Below are 18,254 nucleotides of genomic sequence, written 5' to 3' on the forward strand. Positions count from 1 at the left end.
GTTGTCTACAAAATCCATCAATATAATGAAATATGCTTATAAATAGAAAATCCTGTAGCGGGGAAGCTGGATTTTACCAAACTAATCATCAGCCTAAATTATGTACGTCAACGCAATGAGCCGATTACGAATCATAATCGGCTCATTCGCGCCAAAGCGATCAGAGAGCTCTTTGGCGATTACTCCTTCTTTTATGACAACTGCTTCTATTGACAAAACAGCGAGCTGTGCCCTTAGTCTAAAGACCAGCCGCCGCCTAGCGATCGGTACAGGTCTACCACTGCAACGAGTTCTGCCTTACGGAGCTGGACCAGTTCCAGTTCGCTTTGTAGCGCATTGCTTTGAGCGGTAATTACCTCCAGATAGCTAGCGCTTCCGGTTTCGAAAAGTAGATCAGCATGCCGCACGGCGGTCTTTAACCGATTTGTTTTGTCTTGCACGATCTGGTGTCTTTCCTGAAGTTTTTGTATGGAAATTAACGCGTCTGACACTTCCCCGACTGCTAGGACAACGGCTTGCCGAAACTGTAAGACACTTTTCTCGTACTCGACCCTGGCGACTTCGTACTGTGTTTTCAATTCTTTACGTTGAAAGATGGGTTGGGTGATACTACCCGCCAGTGAACCGAATAGCGAGGCTGGGATATTAAACCAGTTGCTGGCTTTAAAGGCATTCACGCCTGCCTGGGCAGTGATGGCTAACGACGGGTACATCTGTGCTCGGGCAACCTGTTGATACGCTTGTGCCGCTGTTACTGATAGCTCTGCGTGTTTTACATCTGGCCGTCTCCCGAGCAGCTCCGCCGGAATTCCCACAGCCAAGGCCGATGGAAGGCGTACCTCGTCCAAACTCGCCGTTGTACGGATCGCTTTTGGAAATTCGCCGCTCAGGATGCGCAGTGCATTTTCTTGGAGGGCGATCTGCTGTTGAAAGTCAGGAATCAACGATGCAGCAGCCTGCCGCTGTGCTGCTACTTGTTCTACTGCAAGTAGGCTGATGTCGCCTACCTCGTATTGATGCTGAACCACTTGCAACGTACTATCGCTCAGCTTTAGATTTTCTCTAGCGATATCTTGAAGGCGGTACAGCATGAGTAGCTGATAGTATCCCTTGGCAACTTGATTTACCAGCCCTGTTTGAATAGTTTTTCTGGCCTCTTCGGTTTGTAAATAAGCCGCAAGTGAAGCTGCTTTCTTACCTTTTATCTTACCCCAGATGTCTGCTTCCCAGGAGAGACCTAAGCTAGCCGTGTAATCTTCCAAATGGTTTTGTCCCAGGAATTGACCTAAACTGAGCCCGTTGAGGCTGTTGTTGGAAGGATTCGTGCTGTTGGCCTGTACCTGTAGCTGTACCGATGGCAGGTAAGCCGCTTTTGCCTGCGCAAAAAGAAGCTGTGCCGATTCGATGTTCTTTAAGGCCAATTGCATGTCGATATTCTGTTGCAGTGCTGTATCGATCAATTCTTGTAAGACGGGATCGTGGAAAAACTGCCGCCAAGGAATGTTGCCTATGCTGCTGTCCGGTTTTGTGGATTGTTCGCTTCGAAAGGTAGCAGGCGTGGAAACGGTGATGTCAGGATTTATTTTCTGGGCTTGACATGCCCACAGTGTTGTTGAAATGGCTAGAGAATAAAGAAAATTACTTTTTATTTTCATGGGTATGCACGTTTTTAGTGGAGGATCTATCCAATGTTGAAGTGTGTGAACATGTACTCCATTGGATAGATCCGTGATCGTTTAATAAATTAAGAATGTATAGAGGTCGTGTCCATCCATATATGTTCTGCTTGTGGGGACGATTCCGTGTCGTTGCCGGGAGCTGAATTACTGATGCGTTCTTGTAGATACTGGAAAACAACAAATAATACAGGAATAATAAAAAGTCCCAGCACCACGCCTGAAAGCATACCGCCGGCAGCTGCAATGCTGATGGCATGATTACCTTGCGCGGATGGACCAACTGCACTCATCATCGGGATCATACCCACGATAAAGGCGAGCGAGGTCATAATAATAGGTCGCAGACGCAATTTAGCGGCTTCTAAGGCAGCCTTCGTGATCGATTGTCCGCGTTTTCGTCCCTGAAGAGCAAATTCTACGATAAGAATGGCATTTTTTGCCAACAATCCGATCAGCATGACTAGGGCCACCTGCACATAGATATTATTGGAAATTCCCGTCAATCCAATGGCTGCGAAGACGCCAAATATACCTGTTGGGATGGATAAGATAACCGCTAAAGGAATAATATAGCTCTCGTACTGTGCTGCAAGGAGGAAATAGACAAAGACAAGACACAAGATAAAAATAATGGTCGACTGCCCCCCCGAAATAAGTTCCTCTTTTGTCATGCCAGAAAATTCATATGTATAGCCAGTAGGCAGTTGTTGACGAGCAACCTCTTCCACTGCGCGTATGGCATCTCCGGAACTATAACCGGGCTTTGGAATCGCGTTGATTCCCATGGAATTGAATAGATTATATCGTGACGCCGTCTCGGGACCATACACGCGTTTCAGCTGCACAAGAGTGTTTATGGGGACCATGTCACCGATTCTATTTTTTACATAGATGCCATCCATGGAAGTAGGTGCTGTGCGGTTTTGAAAGTCGGCTTGTACCATGACGCGGTAATATTTGCCGAAACGATTGAAATCGGATGCCTGTGCACTGCCGAAGTATGCCTGCATAGTCTGCAGAATATCTTTTGTACGAACCCCTAATTGTTCTGCCTTGATATCATCGACCTGTAGCTCGTATTGTGGATAATCTGCTCGGAAGGAGGTGAAAGCCATCAGGATTTCTGGGCGCTGCATCAGTTGACCGATAAACCCTTGACCAACCTCACTGAATTTTCCAAGTTGCCCGCCCGTCCGATCTTGTAAAACCATATCTAAACCGTCGACGTTACTGAAGCCGGGTACGGTAGGGAAGGTAAAGACAAAAAAGTTCGCTCCCTTTATTGTCGACAGTTTTTGGTTTACCTCGGCCATAATGGCGTCAATGTCTTTTATTTCGCCGCGCTCCTCATGCGGTTTTAAAAGAATGAATGCCACACCGGCGGAAGGACTCGTGGACTGTGTGAGGATATTAAATCCCGCCAGGACATTCAGCGTTTTAGTAAAGGAGGCATGCTGGAGCTGCTGTTCTGCTTCCTGTAAGGCCTGTGATGTTCTGTCCAATGATGCTCCGGCTGGCATCGAGAGCGAGATCGCAATAAACCCTTGATCTTCTGAAGGAATGAAGCCAGTCGGTGTTTTTCGAATCATAAAGATGGTCAAGGCAAGTAGGATCGCCAGACCCGACAGCCCGACCCATTTATGGCGAACTAAAAAGCGTAAGCTGCCTACGTAGTTGCGTGTTAGCTTTTCAAAGCCGATATTGAATCCAGCAAAAAATTTTTCCTTAAAACCGAGCTTTTTGCCGCTGTCGTTGGTGTGATGTGTGGGCTTTAGAAATAAAGCGCAAAGTGCTGGACTCAGCGTTAGAGCATTGACTGCGGATATGACAATGGCAATAGCCAGCGTGAATGCAAACTGTCGATAAAATACCCCCGTCGACCCTTCCATAAATCCGATAGGCAAGAATACGGCCGACATGACCAACGTAATAGAGATAATAGCTCCAGTGATTTCCCCCATTGCAGAAGTCGTCGCAAGCTTAGGGGGCAGGTGTGTATGCTCCATTTTGCTGTGCACGGCCTCAACAACAACAATGGCGTCGTCCACTACAATACCAATAGCTAACACCAGGGCAAATAGTGTAAGCAGGTTGATGGAAAATCCAAAGAGTTGCATAAAAAAGAACGTACCGATAATAGCAACCGGGACGGCTATTGCTGGTATCAGTGTCGACCGGAAATCCTGTAGGAATAAGAAGACCACGAGGAATACAAGAATGAATGCTTCGATTAACGTGTGTTTCACCTGGTCAATTGACTGATCAAGTGCATCTTTGGTATTATACAGAACAAGATGTTTTACACCTCTGGGGAAATTAGCGGAAGCTTTATCCATGAATTCTTGTATAGCAATCTGTATTTCATTAGCATTGGAGCCAGCGAGCTGCATAATGCCGATATTCAACCCGGCTTTGCCGTCAATTCGCGTATGGCTGGCATAGGTGTAGGAACCGAGTTCCACGCGTGCGACATCTTTTAAGCGTAAAACAGATCCGTCCGCATTGGAGCGGATAATAATATTTTCATAATCTGCCGGTTGATTGAGTTTCCCTTTATATTTGATCACAAATTCAAAAGCTTCTTTGCTGTTTTCACCAAATTTGCCGGGCGCCGCCTCCAGGTTTTTATCTTGAATGGCAGCCATAACCTCAGCAGGTATCAGCTTATAGGTGGCCATTTGGTTCGGATCTAGCCAGACACGCATAGAATAATCTTTACTCCCTCCGAAGGCTATGGCTTGTCCTACCCCTGGAATCCGTTTTAGTTCGGGAATGATATTGATCTGCGCATAATTCGTGATAAATGTTTGATCATATTTTGCCTCATCCTCGGTATAGAGATCTAAAACCATGATTAAGCTGTTCTGTTGTTTCGCTGTCGTAATACCGGCCTGAACAACTTCAGTGGGCAGTTGACTGGTTGCTTGCGAAACACGGTTTTGTACATTCACTGCCGCTTGATCGGGATCAGTCCCTAGCTTGAAATAGACGGTGATCATCAACGAACCGTCGTTACTTGCTGTCGAGCTCATGTAGCTCATATTCTCCACACCATTGATCGATTCTTCCAATGAGGGGGCTACAGCCCGTAACACTGTCTCCGCATTTGCCCCAGGGTACAATGCTGTAACTTGGACGGCGGGAGGTGCAATATCAGGAAACTGTTGTAAAGGGAGTTTGAGGATACCTATTATTCCTAGAATAACAAGAAGGATAGAGATGACCGTCGCAAGGACGGGACGTTCTATAAATTTTTTGAACATGTTGCGTTGTTATTAACGAGATGAATGCTTGTTTTCCGACGAAGTTGCCTGTGGCGTGATGACTTGACCATCTTGTAGAAGATCGATACCTTTATATACGATCCTGTCTCCTGGCTTTACGCCGTCGTCGACCAGGTAGTTTTCACCGCTTTTTCCTATAATACGAATCGGTTGCTGGCTAACTTTGTTGTCTTTAGATACCGTGTAAACGAAGGTTTTGTCCTGAATTTCAATTGTCGCCAGTTGAGGCACAAGTAGCGCCTGATGGTATTTTTTTTCCAGACGAATTCTTCCAGTATTTCCATTTCGAAGCACGCCTTCTGGGTTTGGGAATTTCGCGCGGAGGGTGATGGCGCCGGTGTTTTTATCGAACTGTCCATCCACCATGTCTATTCTTCCTCTATGTTCGTACACGCTCTGATCAGACAATATTAGAGTGACCGGAGGTATTTGTTTAAGTTTCTGTTCCAGCGTTTCTCCTTGCGTATTGCTTTTGAAAGCGATAAAGTCGTTTTCGCCCAGCGAAAAGTAAACATGCAGGGTCTGTACATTGGAAAGTTGGGTCAGGGGTTCGCCGTCTAATGGGGTAACAAGGCTGCCCTGTTTTTTTAGTAACCGTCCGATGAATCCCGTCGTATTGGCTCGGATTTCGGTATAACCTACATTGATTTTTGCAGCTTCAATCGCTGATTTTGCTTGTTGTACGCTTGCTTTGGCAGCTTGGTGGGCGCTGACAGCCGCTTTCAATTGAAAATCCGTCAGTACCTTGTTGGCGACGAGCTTTGTCTTTTTTTCAACTTCCAATGCTGCATTTGCTAGTGCAGCTTCAGCTGCTAGCAAATTCGCTTTTGCTTGGTTAAGCTGCTCCTGATAGGGCCGGTCATTGATCTTGAACAGAAGCTGGCCGCTGTGAACTTTTGCACCTTCATCTACGTAGATGCGGTCTAGAATACCTTCTACCTGTGGTCGGATTTCGATAGTTGCGGATCCTTCGATAGCTGCTGGATATTCCTGATAAATTGTCTCTTCGCCACTCGTTAAAGCGACAACTGGTACTGCTGGCGGAGCAGATGCGGCGGGCTTACTGGTTCCGGTTGTACAGCTATACAAAAAAAGTACGGCACTTAGAAAGGATATGTTTTTAATGTGATTAAATAACCTAACAGTGTTAAGTGTTATTGCGCGTGGGTTAAGTGAATGGTTAAATAGTTGCATTTTCATCTTAAATTTGTTTTAAACGATATATGTGCTAAATATTTTCTATTGGATCGTTTGCCGTTTCCAAGTGTGCTTGAAATCAGGCTGGGATCCGTAATTAACTTTTTATTTTGTTTAACAGTGTTAAATTATTAAACATTGTATATTTGTGCTCAAAAAAATTTAGTCGTTCAAAGACCTTGTGATGCCGTATATAGCATCTTTCAACACCTGTTGATTGGTAATTTCCCCATTGCCCTTATTAACTAGATTTATCGAAATCAAGCCATGAATGATGGACCAATAGGTGAAGTATTTTCTGCAGACAAGGTCTTCTGACGGGTTTTGATCAGCCATAATGTCGCGGATAACATCTGCAATGCGTTCGCCAAAAGATGGTCGTCCCTTATCGCCTTTGTCGGCGCCACAGCAAGCTGTGCCAACACCGAACATCAGTTGATACAACTCACGTTCCTCAAATGCAAAATTCCAATAACTGAACCACATCGCTTCAAGTTGCTTTTCTAACGTATTTTGTGTCGCCTGTGCTTCTTTGACCCGCTTGGAAAGTAATAAGTGTCCCTGCTTTGCTAATTCATTAAGAATAGCTTCTTTGTTAGCAAAATACTCATAGATCATAGGTGCAGTGTATTCAATAATGTCCGCAATTTTACGCATGCTGAGCGCTTGCCAACCTTCTTCCTTCACAATTTGAAGGGACGCCTCCAGAATGGAATTCCGGTTGTCGTCTTTCTGTCGTTGTATGCGTTCCTTGCTACCCATATCTTAAACCTGTAAATCATTTAACAATGTTAAGCAAAGTTGCACCTTTTTATTTTCTGTACTGACATCGAAATGTCATTAAGTAAAATATCAGGATTAGGGCGATCGTTCTCGTGAGGTAGAAGTAAATGTTAGACCTGATCCAGGGGCTTCCTTTTATCTTCTTTTATTTGCTTAAAGTGGCTAGGGGTTAGTCCTGTAACTTTTTTAAACTGGTTGCTGAGATACGCCACGCTGGAATAGTTCAATCTGTAGGCAATTTCACTCAACGAGAGCTCATCATATACCAGGAGTTCCTTAACTCTCTCGATTTTTTGCGCGATATGATATTTTTCTATAGTTGTCCCTTCCACTTCAGAGAATACGTTAGAGAGGTAATTATAATCATGCCCGAGTTCCCTGCTAAGAATATCGGAAAGATTGTGTTTTATTTCGCCATCCTGATAGTGGACCAGGTCGATGATGGTATTTTTTATTTTTTCGATGACCTTACTTTTTTTATCATCGATAAGTTCAAAACCTAACGGTGTCAACGCGTTATTAAGCGCTGTTTTTTGGGAGGCTGTTAGTGGGCTTTCGAAGTAAATTTCCCCCAGCTTGATCGTTTTCGCCGTAAGTTGTAGTCGTTCAATTTCCTGTTGGACGACTAAAATGCAACGATTGCAAACCATGTTTTTTACAAATAAAGTTTCCATGTCTATGCTTGGGTTCAATATTGAAACTAGCCATTCTTAGGTAGCTTTCCTGCTAATTTAGATATTATCACTCTATATTTTGATTACAATAGAATTTTTACTGGAGATTATGGGTGAAATATGACTTGCTCCTGTTTTAGGAAGTCTAGGACCGTGGTTTATCAGTGTGATAGGCCGATCCTACATAAATTGACGATAGCGTATTCACGGTCTCCATTACGAATTGAATATTTCGACCGGATTTGTGCTACAAGGGGTCGTTTTCAACTTGGTGAGCTTTCTTACTAAAAGAACAGGCAATGATCAGTGTTATCTTACAGCCGGATAACAGAAGCGAATTGTTGATATTTTTTCACAAGGCTGTGCATCAATTTTGTCGCTACAAGACCGTTTGATTCATTAGTTGCTCATGCTAACTAAAGCATACTTCCGACGTACTTATTTACTAAGCTTTTTTGGCGGTATGTTTGTATTTTTATCAGGTTTTAGGTTATTGAAGACCAATGTAACTGTTGTGCCATGGCCTACCTGACTCTCAATCAGCACATCCCCCCCTAAACGCTGCATGATCCGTTTTACCACACATAGTCCGATACCCGTTCCCATATGATTTTCGGTGTTGGAACCGCGACTGAACAAATGAAAAACATTAGGCAGATCTTCTTTTGGAATGCCTATTCCATTATCTTTGACGGCATAGGTCGTGTTCATACCGTTAGTGAAACTATTTATTTCAATCTGAGGTTTTTCGCAATGCGCGCTATACTTGACGGCATTGCCAATCACATTTAGGAAGACCTGATACAGGACACTTTTTTCCACTTGAAGCGGTAGAAGTGTGCCAATATCAAAGAAACAATGCGGAGAGTGATGTAGTACCTGAGCTTCTTTGCAGACCGAACGGACCAGGTCTTCTAAGAGAACTGTAGATTTATTGACTCCGTAAAGCCGTGCTTGATTAAGTTGTATGGTATGGTTTATGATATTCTCCATGCTGCCTACGGCATTCAGTACCGTCTCACACCACTTGTTTTTGTCAAATGTTGCTAGAGGGTCTTTGGAACGCATGAACTGAGCACTCATTTTTATGATGGCCATAGGGTTTTTTAGGTCGTGGGATAGGGTGTGGGTTAGCACCTCCAGTTCATTGTTGAATGAAATCAGTGCGTCTTGTTCTTCTACGATATGCCACGCCGATATCCTGCTAGAAACATCATTAGCGGTATGCAAAATGGCGACAGTGTGGCCATCTTCATCGAGTACGGCTTTATATTCAAAATCAAAATACCGCGTTTCGGTATACCCTTGTACGGTGATGTCAGCCGGATAATCGTTAGCTCGATGTGTCTTTCCAGTGTGCCAAACTTGGAGAAGCAAATCCGTAAATCCCTGCTCGGTGAAATCCGGAAAGACTGTTCCAAACGTTTGTCCTATAATGTTGTCTTCTCTGCCCCATATATCCAGCATGGCCTGATTCACAAACGCAATATGTAGATCAGGCGAATCATACACCGCTGTTGCTTCGGGCGACTGCGTGAGGATATTTAAAAGCGATTCAGCAGGTTTTTTCATATACGTTGACAAGTCTAGCGTATAAAGATAAACTATTGTCTCTTAAAATTAGTGACTATTATTTTCGAAAAACAATAAATAAAGTTTGCGATAAGCGGATATCTTAATGTATGGCAAGTACCTGTGGTGTGAGATGGAGCTTGTTTTATAAGTCCACAGGGTATGGAATTCGCTGGAAAGTTTATTGTACTATTAAAAATACTTAAAGGGTGTGGAAACGTGTATTTCGAAAAAAAATATACCCAAAATAGTATAATCTAATCTTTTGCTTTCTTTTATTTCAGAAAAGTGCGATGGGTCTACTAGCGTTGCTTTGAAAAGACGGCGGGGTAATCTATAAAAGTCAGAGGAGGGGCAAGACGAGGATATATTTGAAAACAATTAGCGGAGCATCTCGGCTAAGTACACAAAAAAAAGGTTTTCAAACGGGGAGAATGAAAACCTTTAGCTAACCAATTATAAACCTAAATTATGATAGCACAAATATACGTCACGATTTTTGATCTGTCAAGCTAAAACGGTTTTGTGACAGTCTTTTTACAAATACGTTCTGGAAGGAAAATACCTAGAAAGTGGTATTTTAATCCGGGTCACTTTGAAGTAATTTTGAGATGTGCATTCGCTGTTGTGTGTTAATTAATGTTTATTTAATACAAAAAAAGAAAAACAGCAGGTGTTCGGCATGCTTATTGACTAAAACAGTCCGACTACCTATAAAAAAGTCAATTAACGCGAGTTAATTATTATTAGTGAAAAAGAAATGAATAGATTAAGAAATCGATATATACGGGCCCCATTTGCTGAACGCGCTTTTTGGTTGGTGATATTATTTGCAGTAATTGTGATGGTCCAGTTGGTCACGCTCCAGCAGTTTAGTTGATCGGATAGTAGCTCGACAACAATTCTACCGATGAAGATTTAGGACAACTTGTATCGAAAATGATACATTTTGTCCGCTATAGTTTAACCAATCTTTTAATTATGCGGTAAAATTGATGGAGCGCACCGCCCCCCTAGAAAGAACTGGACAAAAGGAATAATTAGCATGCCTGAACCGCATGAGCACATTAACATCCATCGTTTACTTGTGTTCGAATTAAAGAATCCAATAATCAGCACCCAAATTTAATTGTATTAAAAAACTGTTAAATAAGTCGGCAGGATAGTTGTTGGGTGATATCTAAGTATATTTGCGAAACAATGCATAAGTCATTTATAAAATACCATAAAAATTTGATCGCCTAAGATGGATCTAAGTTTGTTGAAGAGGAAGTTGCGAAAAGATAATCCGCGCTGGGTTATTTTATTGATTGATCTGATCATTGTATTTGGATGCTATCTGGCATCACATTTTATTGTGAACAGTTTCAAAGGAGTGTTCGATGTAGAGTTGATGGTAAAGAAGAGCATATTGATTCTTTCCATTTATCTCGTGGCATTCTTATGGATGAAAACCTACCGGGATATTGTGCGTCATACGGGGCTAAGTGAGGCCATTCGTATCTTCAAGACCGTTTGGTTAGCCTGTATGCTGCTATTTATCGTGAGTCTAGGAATCAGGCATTTCGTTCCCAAAGACACGGTCATGGGAGACTATCTCCGACTATCTTATGCGCTTATTTTCTCACACGGCTTTTTCACCATGGTCATGCTTGTTGCTGCTCGAGTAGTATATCGACAGGTGTATGAGATGCTCTTTTTTACCAAGCGGAAAAGTAAACATTTATTAATATTTGGCGCATCGCGCCCCGGTTTGGTCGCCTATGCGATGTTACAGGATGATATCCGTGCTAAGAATAAGGTGCTCGCTTTTGTGGAAGATAAACCTAACCGTGTTGGAAAAAATTCTCGGGGTATTCGTATCATGCACATCACCGATATCGACGAACAATTTGTGCGCAAACACGATATCGATGAAGTGATAATTGCCGTGGAGAATAACGATCCTGAGCGTCTGTCACGGGTGACGGACCATTTCCAACAATTGAATCTAGAGTTAAAGATTATGCAACCTGGACGCTCCTTATTAAATGGAGGGGGTAAGCGGCAGATCCGAAAGTTACGGATCGAGGATTTGTTAGGGCGTAAACCCATTAAATTAGATAATCCTGTGGTGGAGCAGGAACTGAAAGGGCGGACCGTCCTGGTAACAGGGGCAGCGGGATCTATCGGGAGTGAACTAGCCCGGCAGATAGCAAGTCTTCCTTACCATAAGGTCGTTTTGTTGGATCAGGCCGAATCGCCACTGTATGATGTTCAACAGACGATCCACATGTCGAATCCTGAAGAAGCTTATTTTATTGTAGGCGACGTGCGGGATAAAGTGTTTATGCGCCGTGTATTTGAAAAATATAAACCTGACGTGGTATTTCATGCCGCCGCGTATAAGCATGTTCCATTGATGGAGGACAACCCGTATGAGGCGATCTGGACGAACGTGTATGGCAGCCGTATTATGGCAGACTTATCCATGGAATTTGGAGTATATAAATTCGTCATGATTTCCACGGATAAAGCGGTGAATCCGACCAACGTCATGGGAGCCTCTAAACGGGCCGCCGAAATTTATATCAATTCGTGTAATGCACGGAGTGGTACAAACTTTATCATCACGCGTTTTGGAAACGTGTTGGGATCGAATGGGTCGGTTATTCCGCTCTTTGAAAAACAAATGGAAAAAGGAGGTCCATTAACGCTCACACATCCGGATATCACGCGCTACTTTATGACAATCCCCGAAGCATGTCAGCTGGTGTTGGAAGCAGGGACAATGGGAAAAGGTGGTGAAATATTTGTGTTTGATATGGGTAAATCTGTAAAGATCATTGATTTGGCAAAGAGGATGATCAAACTTAAAGGTTATCGTTATCCGCAAGATATAGACATCAAGATCGTCGGTCTACGTCCAGGAGAGAAAATTTTCGAGGAACTGTTGGCAAACAACGAAAACACCAAGAAAACCCATCATCCGAAGATTATGATTGCTAACGTGTGTACGGATGACCTGCCGGAAAAGCGAGGGCTAATTGAATCTCTCTGCCTCTATGTACAGCAAGAAGATCTCACAGAGAAGAATAATGAGATTGAAGTAGTCCGTCGATTGAAAATGATTGTCCCTGAATTTGTCTCCCAGAATTCTATATTTAGTCAATTAGACAATTCGGAAGAAACAGAGGCAAAGCGGGAAATCACTAAGGATATTGTTTAGTGTTACGGTCTTTATATACATATTCACTTGAAAGGGCATGTGCCCTTTTTTAATTTTCTGTAGTTCATTCCACATTTCTGAAGAATGTGGGTACGCGAAGGTTGTGCGCGAGGGCTTTGGTTAAACTGCGTGAAAAAACGTGTTCAAAAAAACTTTTTCGATTATAGCTGACCAGTAAAAGGTCTACGTTTTTGGCCTGGACCATCCAGTCGATACATTTTGGGATTGGCATATGATAATCCAACCTATATACGGCATTATACTCAACATATTCGATAGACTCTAACGGATATCGACGACTGATTTCAGCCTCCCAAAACTCAACGTCCTCCTTTTTCGGAGATTCATCACGTTCGGTTACATGCAGTAGCGCTAGTTCAAGATTGCCTGTGATACGCTTGGTGATAGCTTCCAGAAGTTGCCATTCGGTTTCTTTGAAATTGGTGAGTAGACCAAGTTTTTCCAACCGGAATACAGGAGTATCCGAGGGTATAGCAAGAACGCCTATTGGGCTTGCTTTTATCAGCTCAAACGTATTACTGCCCAACAAGGTGCCTTTAATCTTTCCGGCGCCTTTTGTCCCCATAACAATAAAAGCATAGCTGTCGGCTTCTAACAATTTAACGACCGTCTTGCGTAGATTGCCGGCCATACATGCAGAAGTGAACGAAAGGGAAGGATAGCGCTCCCTCACATTGTTCTCCACTTGTGCCATTTTTTGTTTGTTGGTTTCTATCAGAGAGTCCTGTAATCGAGACTTTTCTATTGCGGAGATCCGATTGCTGGATACCACAGTATACGTGTGAAGAATATGTACGCGCCAACTATGTCTTAAAGCAAGCTGAGCTGCATATCGTAGTGCTGTCAGCGAATTTTCGGAGAAGTCGATCGGAACAAGGATGGCGTTTTTCATGAGCAGGGTAAGTTGGCCTATACCAAACTTAACAAAAAATGAATGGAAATACAATGCTTCCTATACTCGGACAGCGATCCGGTGTCCTTTTGATGGGAAGCATAACCGGTATTTCCGTGTTTTTAGCTGTATTTTGATTGTTTTATACTGAAAATGTGACTCAAACGTTTTCGTAAATAAAAGACTTTTTACTGGCGAACAAATGAAATTATTGATATAATTGTAAGGCCATGCACGTATAAACCATTGCGTTAAGCTTTTATTGTCGGGAGTATCGGCCCTAGCCGGTCACGGATACATGTCCCAAGATTCTTGACCATGTTATCCGCGGGCCTAAACAACATAAACCAAATAGCACAAAAAATTAAAAACTAAAGGAAAATCATGAAACATATGAAATCGTTTGTGAAATCGTTACCTGCCTACGGCCTGGCGTTGGCTCTCGTATGGCCGGTGGCCGTTAGCGCTCAAAAGGAAAAAGGGTGGAAGGAGCTTTTTGATGGAAAGACCCTGCAAGGCTGGAAAGCGGTGGGGGGAAAAGCCCCATACACCATTGAAGAGGGAGTCATAGTGGGTAGAATGACTAAAGGAACGCCTAATTCTTTTCTTATTACCGAACAAGAATACGGCGATTTTATCCTGGAACTAGATATTAAGCTGGAAGGCGATCAGACGAATTCTGGTGTACAGACCCGTAGCCATCTAGATCCCAATGCGAATGGCGGCCGGGGAAGAGTATATGGCCGGCAAGTGGAATTTGATCCTACACCTCGGGCTTGGACAGGGGGAATTTACGATGAGGCGCGCCGCGGATGGCTATATCCGCTTGACCTAAATGAAAAGTCGAGAAGCGCATACAAGGCAGAAGAATTCAATCATGTGCGCATTGAAGCCATAGGGGATGAACTAAAAACCTGGATCAACGGAATTGCAGTGGCCCATGTGATCGATACTATAGATAGTAAAGGGTTTATAGGACTGCAAGTACACAGTGTCCCGGATGCGCTCGATGGAAAAAAAGTATATTTTAAGAATATCAAGATACAGACCGAAAATTTGAAACCTAAGGATTTTTCCAAGGATGTGTATGTGGTCAACTTGAAACCAAACAACCTCAGCACGGCAGAACGTAAAGCGGGTTATAAGTTATTGTTTAATGGCACCAACGCGGACGGTTGGAGAAGTGTCAAAGGTCCCGATTTTCCCGCAAAGGGATGGAAAATTGCCGACGGCCAAATTAAAGTCCAGAAATCCGATGGCGGTGAGTCTACAAATGGCGGAGATATTATTACCAAGGACCAGTACGCGGTTTTTGACCTATCTTTTGAATTTAAGCTGACCCCAGGGGCGAACAGCGGCGTGAAGTACTTTGTGACGCTGAAGGAGAAAACCGCTGGATCTGCGATTGGGCTGGAATTTCAGGTACTGGACGATGAAAAACATCCAGACGCAAAATTAGGCCGTGACGGTAATAGAACCCTGGCCTCTTTGTACGATTTAATAACTTCCAACAAAGATGGGCGTGCTCGACGGCCGATAGGCGAATGGAACCGTGGTCGCGTCGTTGTTACAGCTGATAATAAAGTGACCCATTACCTCAATGGAATCAAAATGTTAAGTTATGAACGTGGATCGAAAGCTTTCAGGGATCTGGTGGCGATCAGTAAATATAAGGATTGGGATAACTTTGGAGAGGCTGCCTCGGGTCATATTCTGTTGCAGGATCATGGCGATAATGTATCATTTAGAAGTATAAAGGTCAAGAAAGTTAAATAACGGTACGAAAAAATTAATGGCTATGAATCACTATTTATCACGTCGGAGTTTTCTAAGTAAGACCGCCATGGCCGGAGGAGCCATGTTGCTATCAAATAGCGTTTTGGGAAAAGTTAACTTGGCATCGGCTAACGAACGCGTCAATTTAGCCTGTATCGGTATCGGCAACCGTGGTGGCGAAATTATAAAAGATTTATATAAAACTGGACTTTGCAATGTGGTCGCACTGTGCGACGTGGACATGGGCGCAAAGCAAACAGAAGAAATCATTAAAATGTTTCCTAATGCACCGCGATATCAGGATTTTAGGAAGATGTTCGAGGAAATGGGTAATAAATTTGATGCTGTCTCCATCGGCACACCGGATTTTGCCCACTTTGCAATAACGATGCAGGCTATAGACCAAGGGAAACACGTTTATGTGGAGAAGCCTATGGCCCGGACCTTTTGGGAGGTAGAGCTTATGATGCAAAAGGCGAAAAAATTCCCAAAAGTGGTTACCCAAATGGGCAACCAAGGGCATTCGGAGGCTAACTATTTTCAGTTTAAAGCGTGGAAGGACGCCGGCATTATAAAGGATGTCACGCGGATTGATGCCCATATGAATATGCCCCGGCGCTGGCATAGCTGGGATCCGAACATCAAATCATTTCCTAAGGGCGAACCGATACCGACCTCCCTTGACTGGGACCTTTGGCAAATGCAGACCATCGGGCATGATTACAATAAAGATTTCGTAAACGGTCAGTGGCGCTGTTGGTTTGATTTCGGTATGGGGGCACTGGGAGACTGGGGCGCGCATATCCTGGATACCGCGCATGAATTTTTGGATCTGGGACTTCCAACATCTGTAGAGGTCGCACGATTGGACGGGCATAATTCGTTCTTTTTCCCAATGTCGTCTACGCTGAAATTTCATTTTGCCAAGCGCAAAGGAATGCCAGCTCTTGATATAAACTGGTACGATGGTCTTGATAACCTACCACCTATCCCGGACGGTTACGGCGTCTCTGGACTCGATCCAAATATCCCACCGCCAAGTACAGGCAAGATTGAGCCAGTCAAGCTTAATCCGGGAAAAATAATTTATTCAAAAGATCTTACCTTCAAAGGGGGATCGCATGCAAGTACATTGCAGATTATCCCTGAGGAGAAAGCAAAAGACCTTCAAAGCAAACTGCCACAGGTCCAGCAGACCCCTTCAAACCATTTTGCCAATTTCTTGAAGGCCTGTAAAGGCCAGGAGAAGACGCGTTCTCCGTTTCATGTTGCAGGGCCTTTGAGCCAAGTATTTTGTTTAGGGGTAATCGCCCAACGTCTGGGAGGCAAAATAGAATTTGATCCGCAGCAAAAAACGATAACAAACGATCCTTTCGCGCAGGCCTTATTGGTTGGTCCACCGCCGGAGAAAGGGTGGGAGCAATATTATAAAGTTTAGATATTCATCACCAGAACTACGGACCCGTGCCGTAGTTCTTTTTTTAGGACGAGTTCTTCATGATGTTGTCGCGATGGATTTGTATGATCCGATACTTCCGTCCTTTCCTTAATCCTTTTCTTTCTATAAATTCCGGTTTGGCAGTTTTTTCAGATTAATCACGCTGCAAAAAATATCTGCTATAAGGAAACCCGCCCTTTAATTTGCAGGTGGATGATGCCATCGTCCAGGCTCTTTACTATGTTCTGAGTTTGTTATAAAATGAAGTCCACTAGAGACAATTATCTACTTATTATCCGAATCGTGCCTGCCACAGATTTCCTGTCATTCGTCTCTAGCTCTGGAGTCTTTATAGCTGTTGAATTATAGGTGCCTGAATTCAAGCGTCTAACGCCGGGTCGATAAATAAAAAAAGGTTTTCAAACGGGGAGAATGAAAACCTTTAGCTAACCAATTATAAACCTAAATTATGATGGTGCAAATGTCGTGTGTTTGATTTAATTTTCAAAATTATTTTATGTTTTTGTAGTAGAAACGCTACGCAGCAACCTGTCGGCCAACGCAGGTAATTCTCGAGGATGATGGATCAGATGGTCAGCACCGTGTTCCCTTAGTTCCGATTCTGAACGAAACCCCCATGTAACGCCTACCGATGTCACCCCGGCGGCGGTGGCTGTGTTCATGTCGACAGACGAGTCTCCTACATAGATACAGTTTTTCGGATCGACATTTAAAGTTTCAAGTGTATCAAACACGATCTGCGGGTCTGGCTTGGCCGGCTTTCCCTCCCTATGCCCCAGTACTACGTCAAACCCTATGTTTCCAAAGTATTTCCCCACGAGCGCCTCGGTCGCCTCATGGTACTTGTTAGAAGCAACGCTTAAAAGATATTCCCTGCCCTTTAATGTTATCAATGCCTCCATTATTCCAAGGTAGGGTTGGGTGCTATCGTTGGCATGCAAGGTGTAGTACTCCACAAAGGTCTTTTTTACGCGTTCGATTGTCTCGGGGGTATGTCCGTCGGGTAAAGCGCGCTGTACCAACTTGGTGATTCCGTTTCCCACAAATATCCGGTAAGCGGAAATCGGATGGACGGGGTAGCCGTGAGCGTTCAGCGCATAATTACAGCTATTGGCCAAGTCTGCCAATGTATCTATCAGTGTGCCGTCAAGATCAAAAATAATTAATTTCATGCTGGCAAAACTACTGTTTCCTGTTTATATTACTATCCTCGAGGTCTCCATTTTTACTCTTTATTGATACGCGTCACTAGATGTTTGATATTAAAAGCAGGGTTATTTTGAAAAAAATTAAAAAAAAATATCAAATGTTTGAGTTTTTGAAAATAAATAGTATCTTTATAGGAATTGTAGCAAATGGCTGCATGGCATGAACCTGTGTTGTTGGAAATATTAGTCTTTTGTTGGGTATAGTGAAGTATCTACCTACTTCTTATACCATTTATCCCTCTCCCGGAAAAGTTGAAGACCGTTGTTAGTCGGTCTGCTTTTTTCATATATGTTGTTTAGTTATAAAGAATGCTCGTGCGATCGTGGTACATCCCAAAGGTCGCCGGGCAGTCTTTTTTCCATGCTTTGCTACCGGCAATGGCTCTGAGGGACCCTAGGCAAATAGGTGATGTATCTGATGCAGCATTGTTAAAGTTCGTTAAAAGGGCCTCAGCCGTAAACTAATGTCGGACGGACTGCGTTTCAATAATAACAGTAGGT

The 18,254-nt window shown here is 43.5% G+C and carries 11 protein-coding genes; 3 read left to right on the forward strand and 8 right to left on the reverse strand.

The window, feature by feature from the left end:
• Window positions 1-233: 233 nt before the first annotated feature.
• From ACFSR5_RS18000 to ACFSR5_RS18025, 6 genes are all read right to left on the reverse strand, one after another.
• A complete protein-coding gene (locus ACFSR5_RS18000) occupies window positions 234-1,655 on the reverse strand; it encodes an efflux transporter outer membrane subunit (protein ID WP_380905863.1) in 1,422 nt (473 codons plus the stop codon).
• Between the two features lie 89 nt (window positions 1,656-1,744).
• Window positions 1,745-4,942, reverse strand: coding sequence for an efflux RND transporter permease subunit (locus tag ACFSR5_RS18005; RefSeq protein ID WP_380905864.1), 3,198 nt, complete (start codon window positions 4,940-4,942; stop codon window positions 1,745-1,747).
• A 12-nt stretch (window positions 4,943-4,954) separates the two neighbouring features.
• Window positions 4,955-6,163: an efflux RND transporter periplasmic adaptor subunit gene (locus ACFSR5_RS18010; protein ID WP_380905865.1), complete on the reverse strand. Its 1,209-nt coding sequence runs from the start codon at window positions 6,161-6,163 to the stop codon at window positions 4,955-4,957.
• A gap of 159 nt (window positions 6,164-6,322) precedes the next feature.
• On the reverse strand, window positions 6,323-6,922 hold the full coding sequence (locus tag ACFSR5_RS18015) for a TetR/AcrR family transcriptional regulator (protein ID WP_380905866.1): 600 nt from the start codon (window positions 6,920-6,922) through the stop codon (window positions 6,323-6,325).
• A gap of 131 nt (window positions 6,923-7,053) precedes the next feature.
• Complete coding sequence (locus ACFSR5_RS18020) at window positions 7,054-7,593, reverse strand: helix-turn-helix domain-containing protein (RefSeq protein ID WP_449325438.1); 540 nt, start codon at window positions 7,591-7,593, stop codon at window positions 7,054-7,056.
• A 462-nt stretch (window positions 7,594-8,055) separates the two neighbouring features.
• Complete coding sequence (locus tag ACFSR5_RS18025) at window positions 8,056-9,189, reverse strand: sensor histidine kinase (protein WP_380905868.1); 1,134 nt, start codon at window positions 9,187-9,189, stop codon at window positions 8,056-8,058.
• 1,246 nt (window positions 9,190-10,435) lie between these two features.
• Between ACFSR5_RS18025 and ACFSR5_RS18030 the strand changes: the two genes are divergently transcribed.
• Entirely contained in the window at window positions 10,436-12,397 is a 1,962-nt protein-coding gene (locus ACFSR5_RS18030) for a polysaccharide biosynthesis protein (protein ID WP_380905869.1), read from the forward strand.
• 64 nt (window positions 12,398-12,461) lie between these two features.
• Here the strand turns inward: ACFSR5_RS18030 and ACFSR5_RS18035 are convergent, their stop codons facing one another.
• A complete protein-coding gene (locus ACFSR5_RS18035) occupies window positions 12,462-13,310 on the reverse strand; it encodes a universal stress protein (protein ID WP_380905870.1) in 849 nt (282 codons plus the stop codon).
• A gap of 384 nt (window positions 13,311-13,694) precedes the next feature.
• On the opposite strand from ACFSR5_RS18035, the gene ACFSR5_RS18040 reads away from it, so the two are divergent.
• Window positions 13,695-15,086 carry a 3-keto-disaccharide hydrolase gene (locus ACFSR5_RS18040; RefSeq protein WP_380905871.1) on the forward strand — a complete coding sequence of 464 codons (1,392 nt, stop codon included), beginning with the start codon at window positions 13,695-13,697 and terminating at the stop codon, window positions 15,084-15,086.
• Window positions 15,087-15,108: 22 nt separating this feature from the next.
• On the forward strand, window positions 15,109-16,524 hold the full coding sequence (locus ACFSR5_RS18045; RefSeq protein WP_380905872.1) for a Gfo/Idh/MocA family oxidoreductase: 1,416 nt from the start codon (window positions 15,109-15,111) through the stop codon (window positions 16,522-16,524).
• A gap of 515 nt (window positions 16,525-17,039) precedes the next feature.
• On the opposite strand, the gene ACFSR5_RS18050 is transcribed toward ACFSR5_RS18045, so the two are convergent.
• Window positions 17,040-17,717, reverse strand: coding sequence for an HAD family hydrolase (locus tag ACFSR5_RS18050; RefSeq protein WP_380905873.1), 678 nt, complete (start codon window positions 17,715-17,717; stop codon window positions 17,040-17,042).
• Between the last annotated feature and the right edge of the window lie 537 nt (window positions 17,718-18,254).

The organism is Sphingobacterium suaedae, assembly GCF_042684625.1.
Taxonomy (GTDB): Bacteria; Bacteroidota; Bacteroidia; order Sphingobacteriales; family Sphingobacteriaceae; genus Sphingobacterium; species Sphingobacterium suaedae.

Coding starts and splice junctions, on each gene's coding strand:
- ACFSR5_RS18000 (WP_380905863.1), bottom strand. CDS start 1,655: ATGAAAATAAAAAGTAATTTTCTTTATTCTCTAGCCATTTCAACAACA.
- ACFSR5_RS18005 (WP_380905864.1), bottom strand. CDS start 4,942: ATGTTCAAAAAATTTATAGAACGTCCCGTCCTTGCGACGGTCATCTCT.
- ACFSR5_RS18010 (WP_380905865.1), bottom strand. CDS start 6,163: ATGAAAATGCAACTATTTAACCATTCACTTAACCCACGCGCAATAACA.
- ACFSR5_RS18015 (WP_380905866.1), bottom strand. CDS start 6,922: ATGGGTAGCAAGGAACGCATACAACGACAGAAAGACGACAACCGGAAT.
- ACFSR5_RS18020 (WP_449325438.1), bottom strand. CDS start 7,593: ATGGTTTGCAATCGTTGCATTTTAGTCGTCCAACAGGAAATTGAACGA.
- ACFSR5_RS18025 (WP_380905868.1), bottom strand. CDS start 9,189: ATGAAAAAACCTGCTGAATCGCTTTTAAATATCCTCACGCAGTCGCCC.
- ACFSR5_RS18030 (WP_380905869.1), top strand. CDS start 10,436: ATGGATCTAAGTTTGTTGAAGAGGAAGTTGCGAAAAGATAATCCGCGC.
- ACFSR5_RS18035 (WP_380905870.1), bottom strand. CDS start 13,310: ATGAAAAACGCCATCCTTGTTCCGATCGACTTCTCCGAAAATTCGCTG.
- ACFSR5_RS18040 (WP_380905871.1), top strand. CDS start 13,695: ATGAAACATATGAAATCGTTTGTGAAATCGTTACCTGCCTACGGCCTG.
- ACFSR5_RS18045 (WP_380905872.1), top strand. CDS start 15,109: ATGAATCACTATTTATCACGTCGGAGTTTTCTAAGTAAGACCGCCATG.
- ACFSR5_RS18050 (WP_380905873.1), bottom strand. CDS start 17,717: ATGAAATTAATTATTTTTGATCTTGACGGCACACTGATAGATACATTG.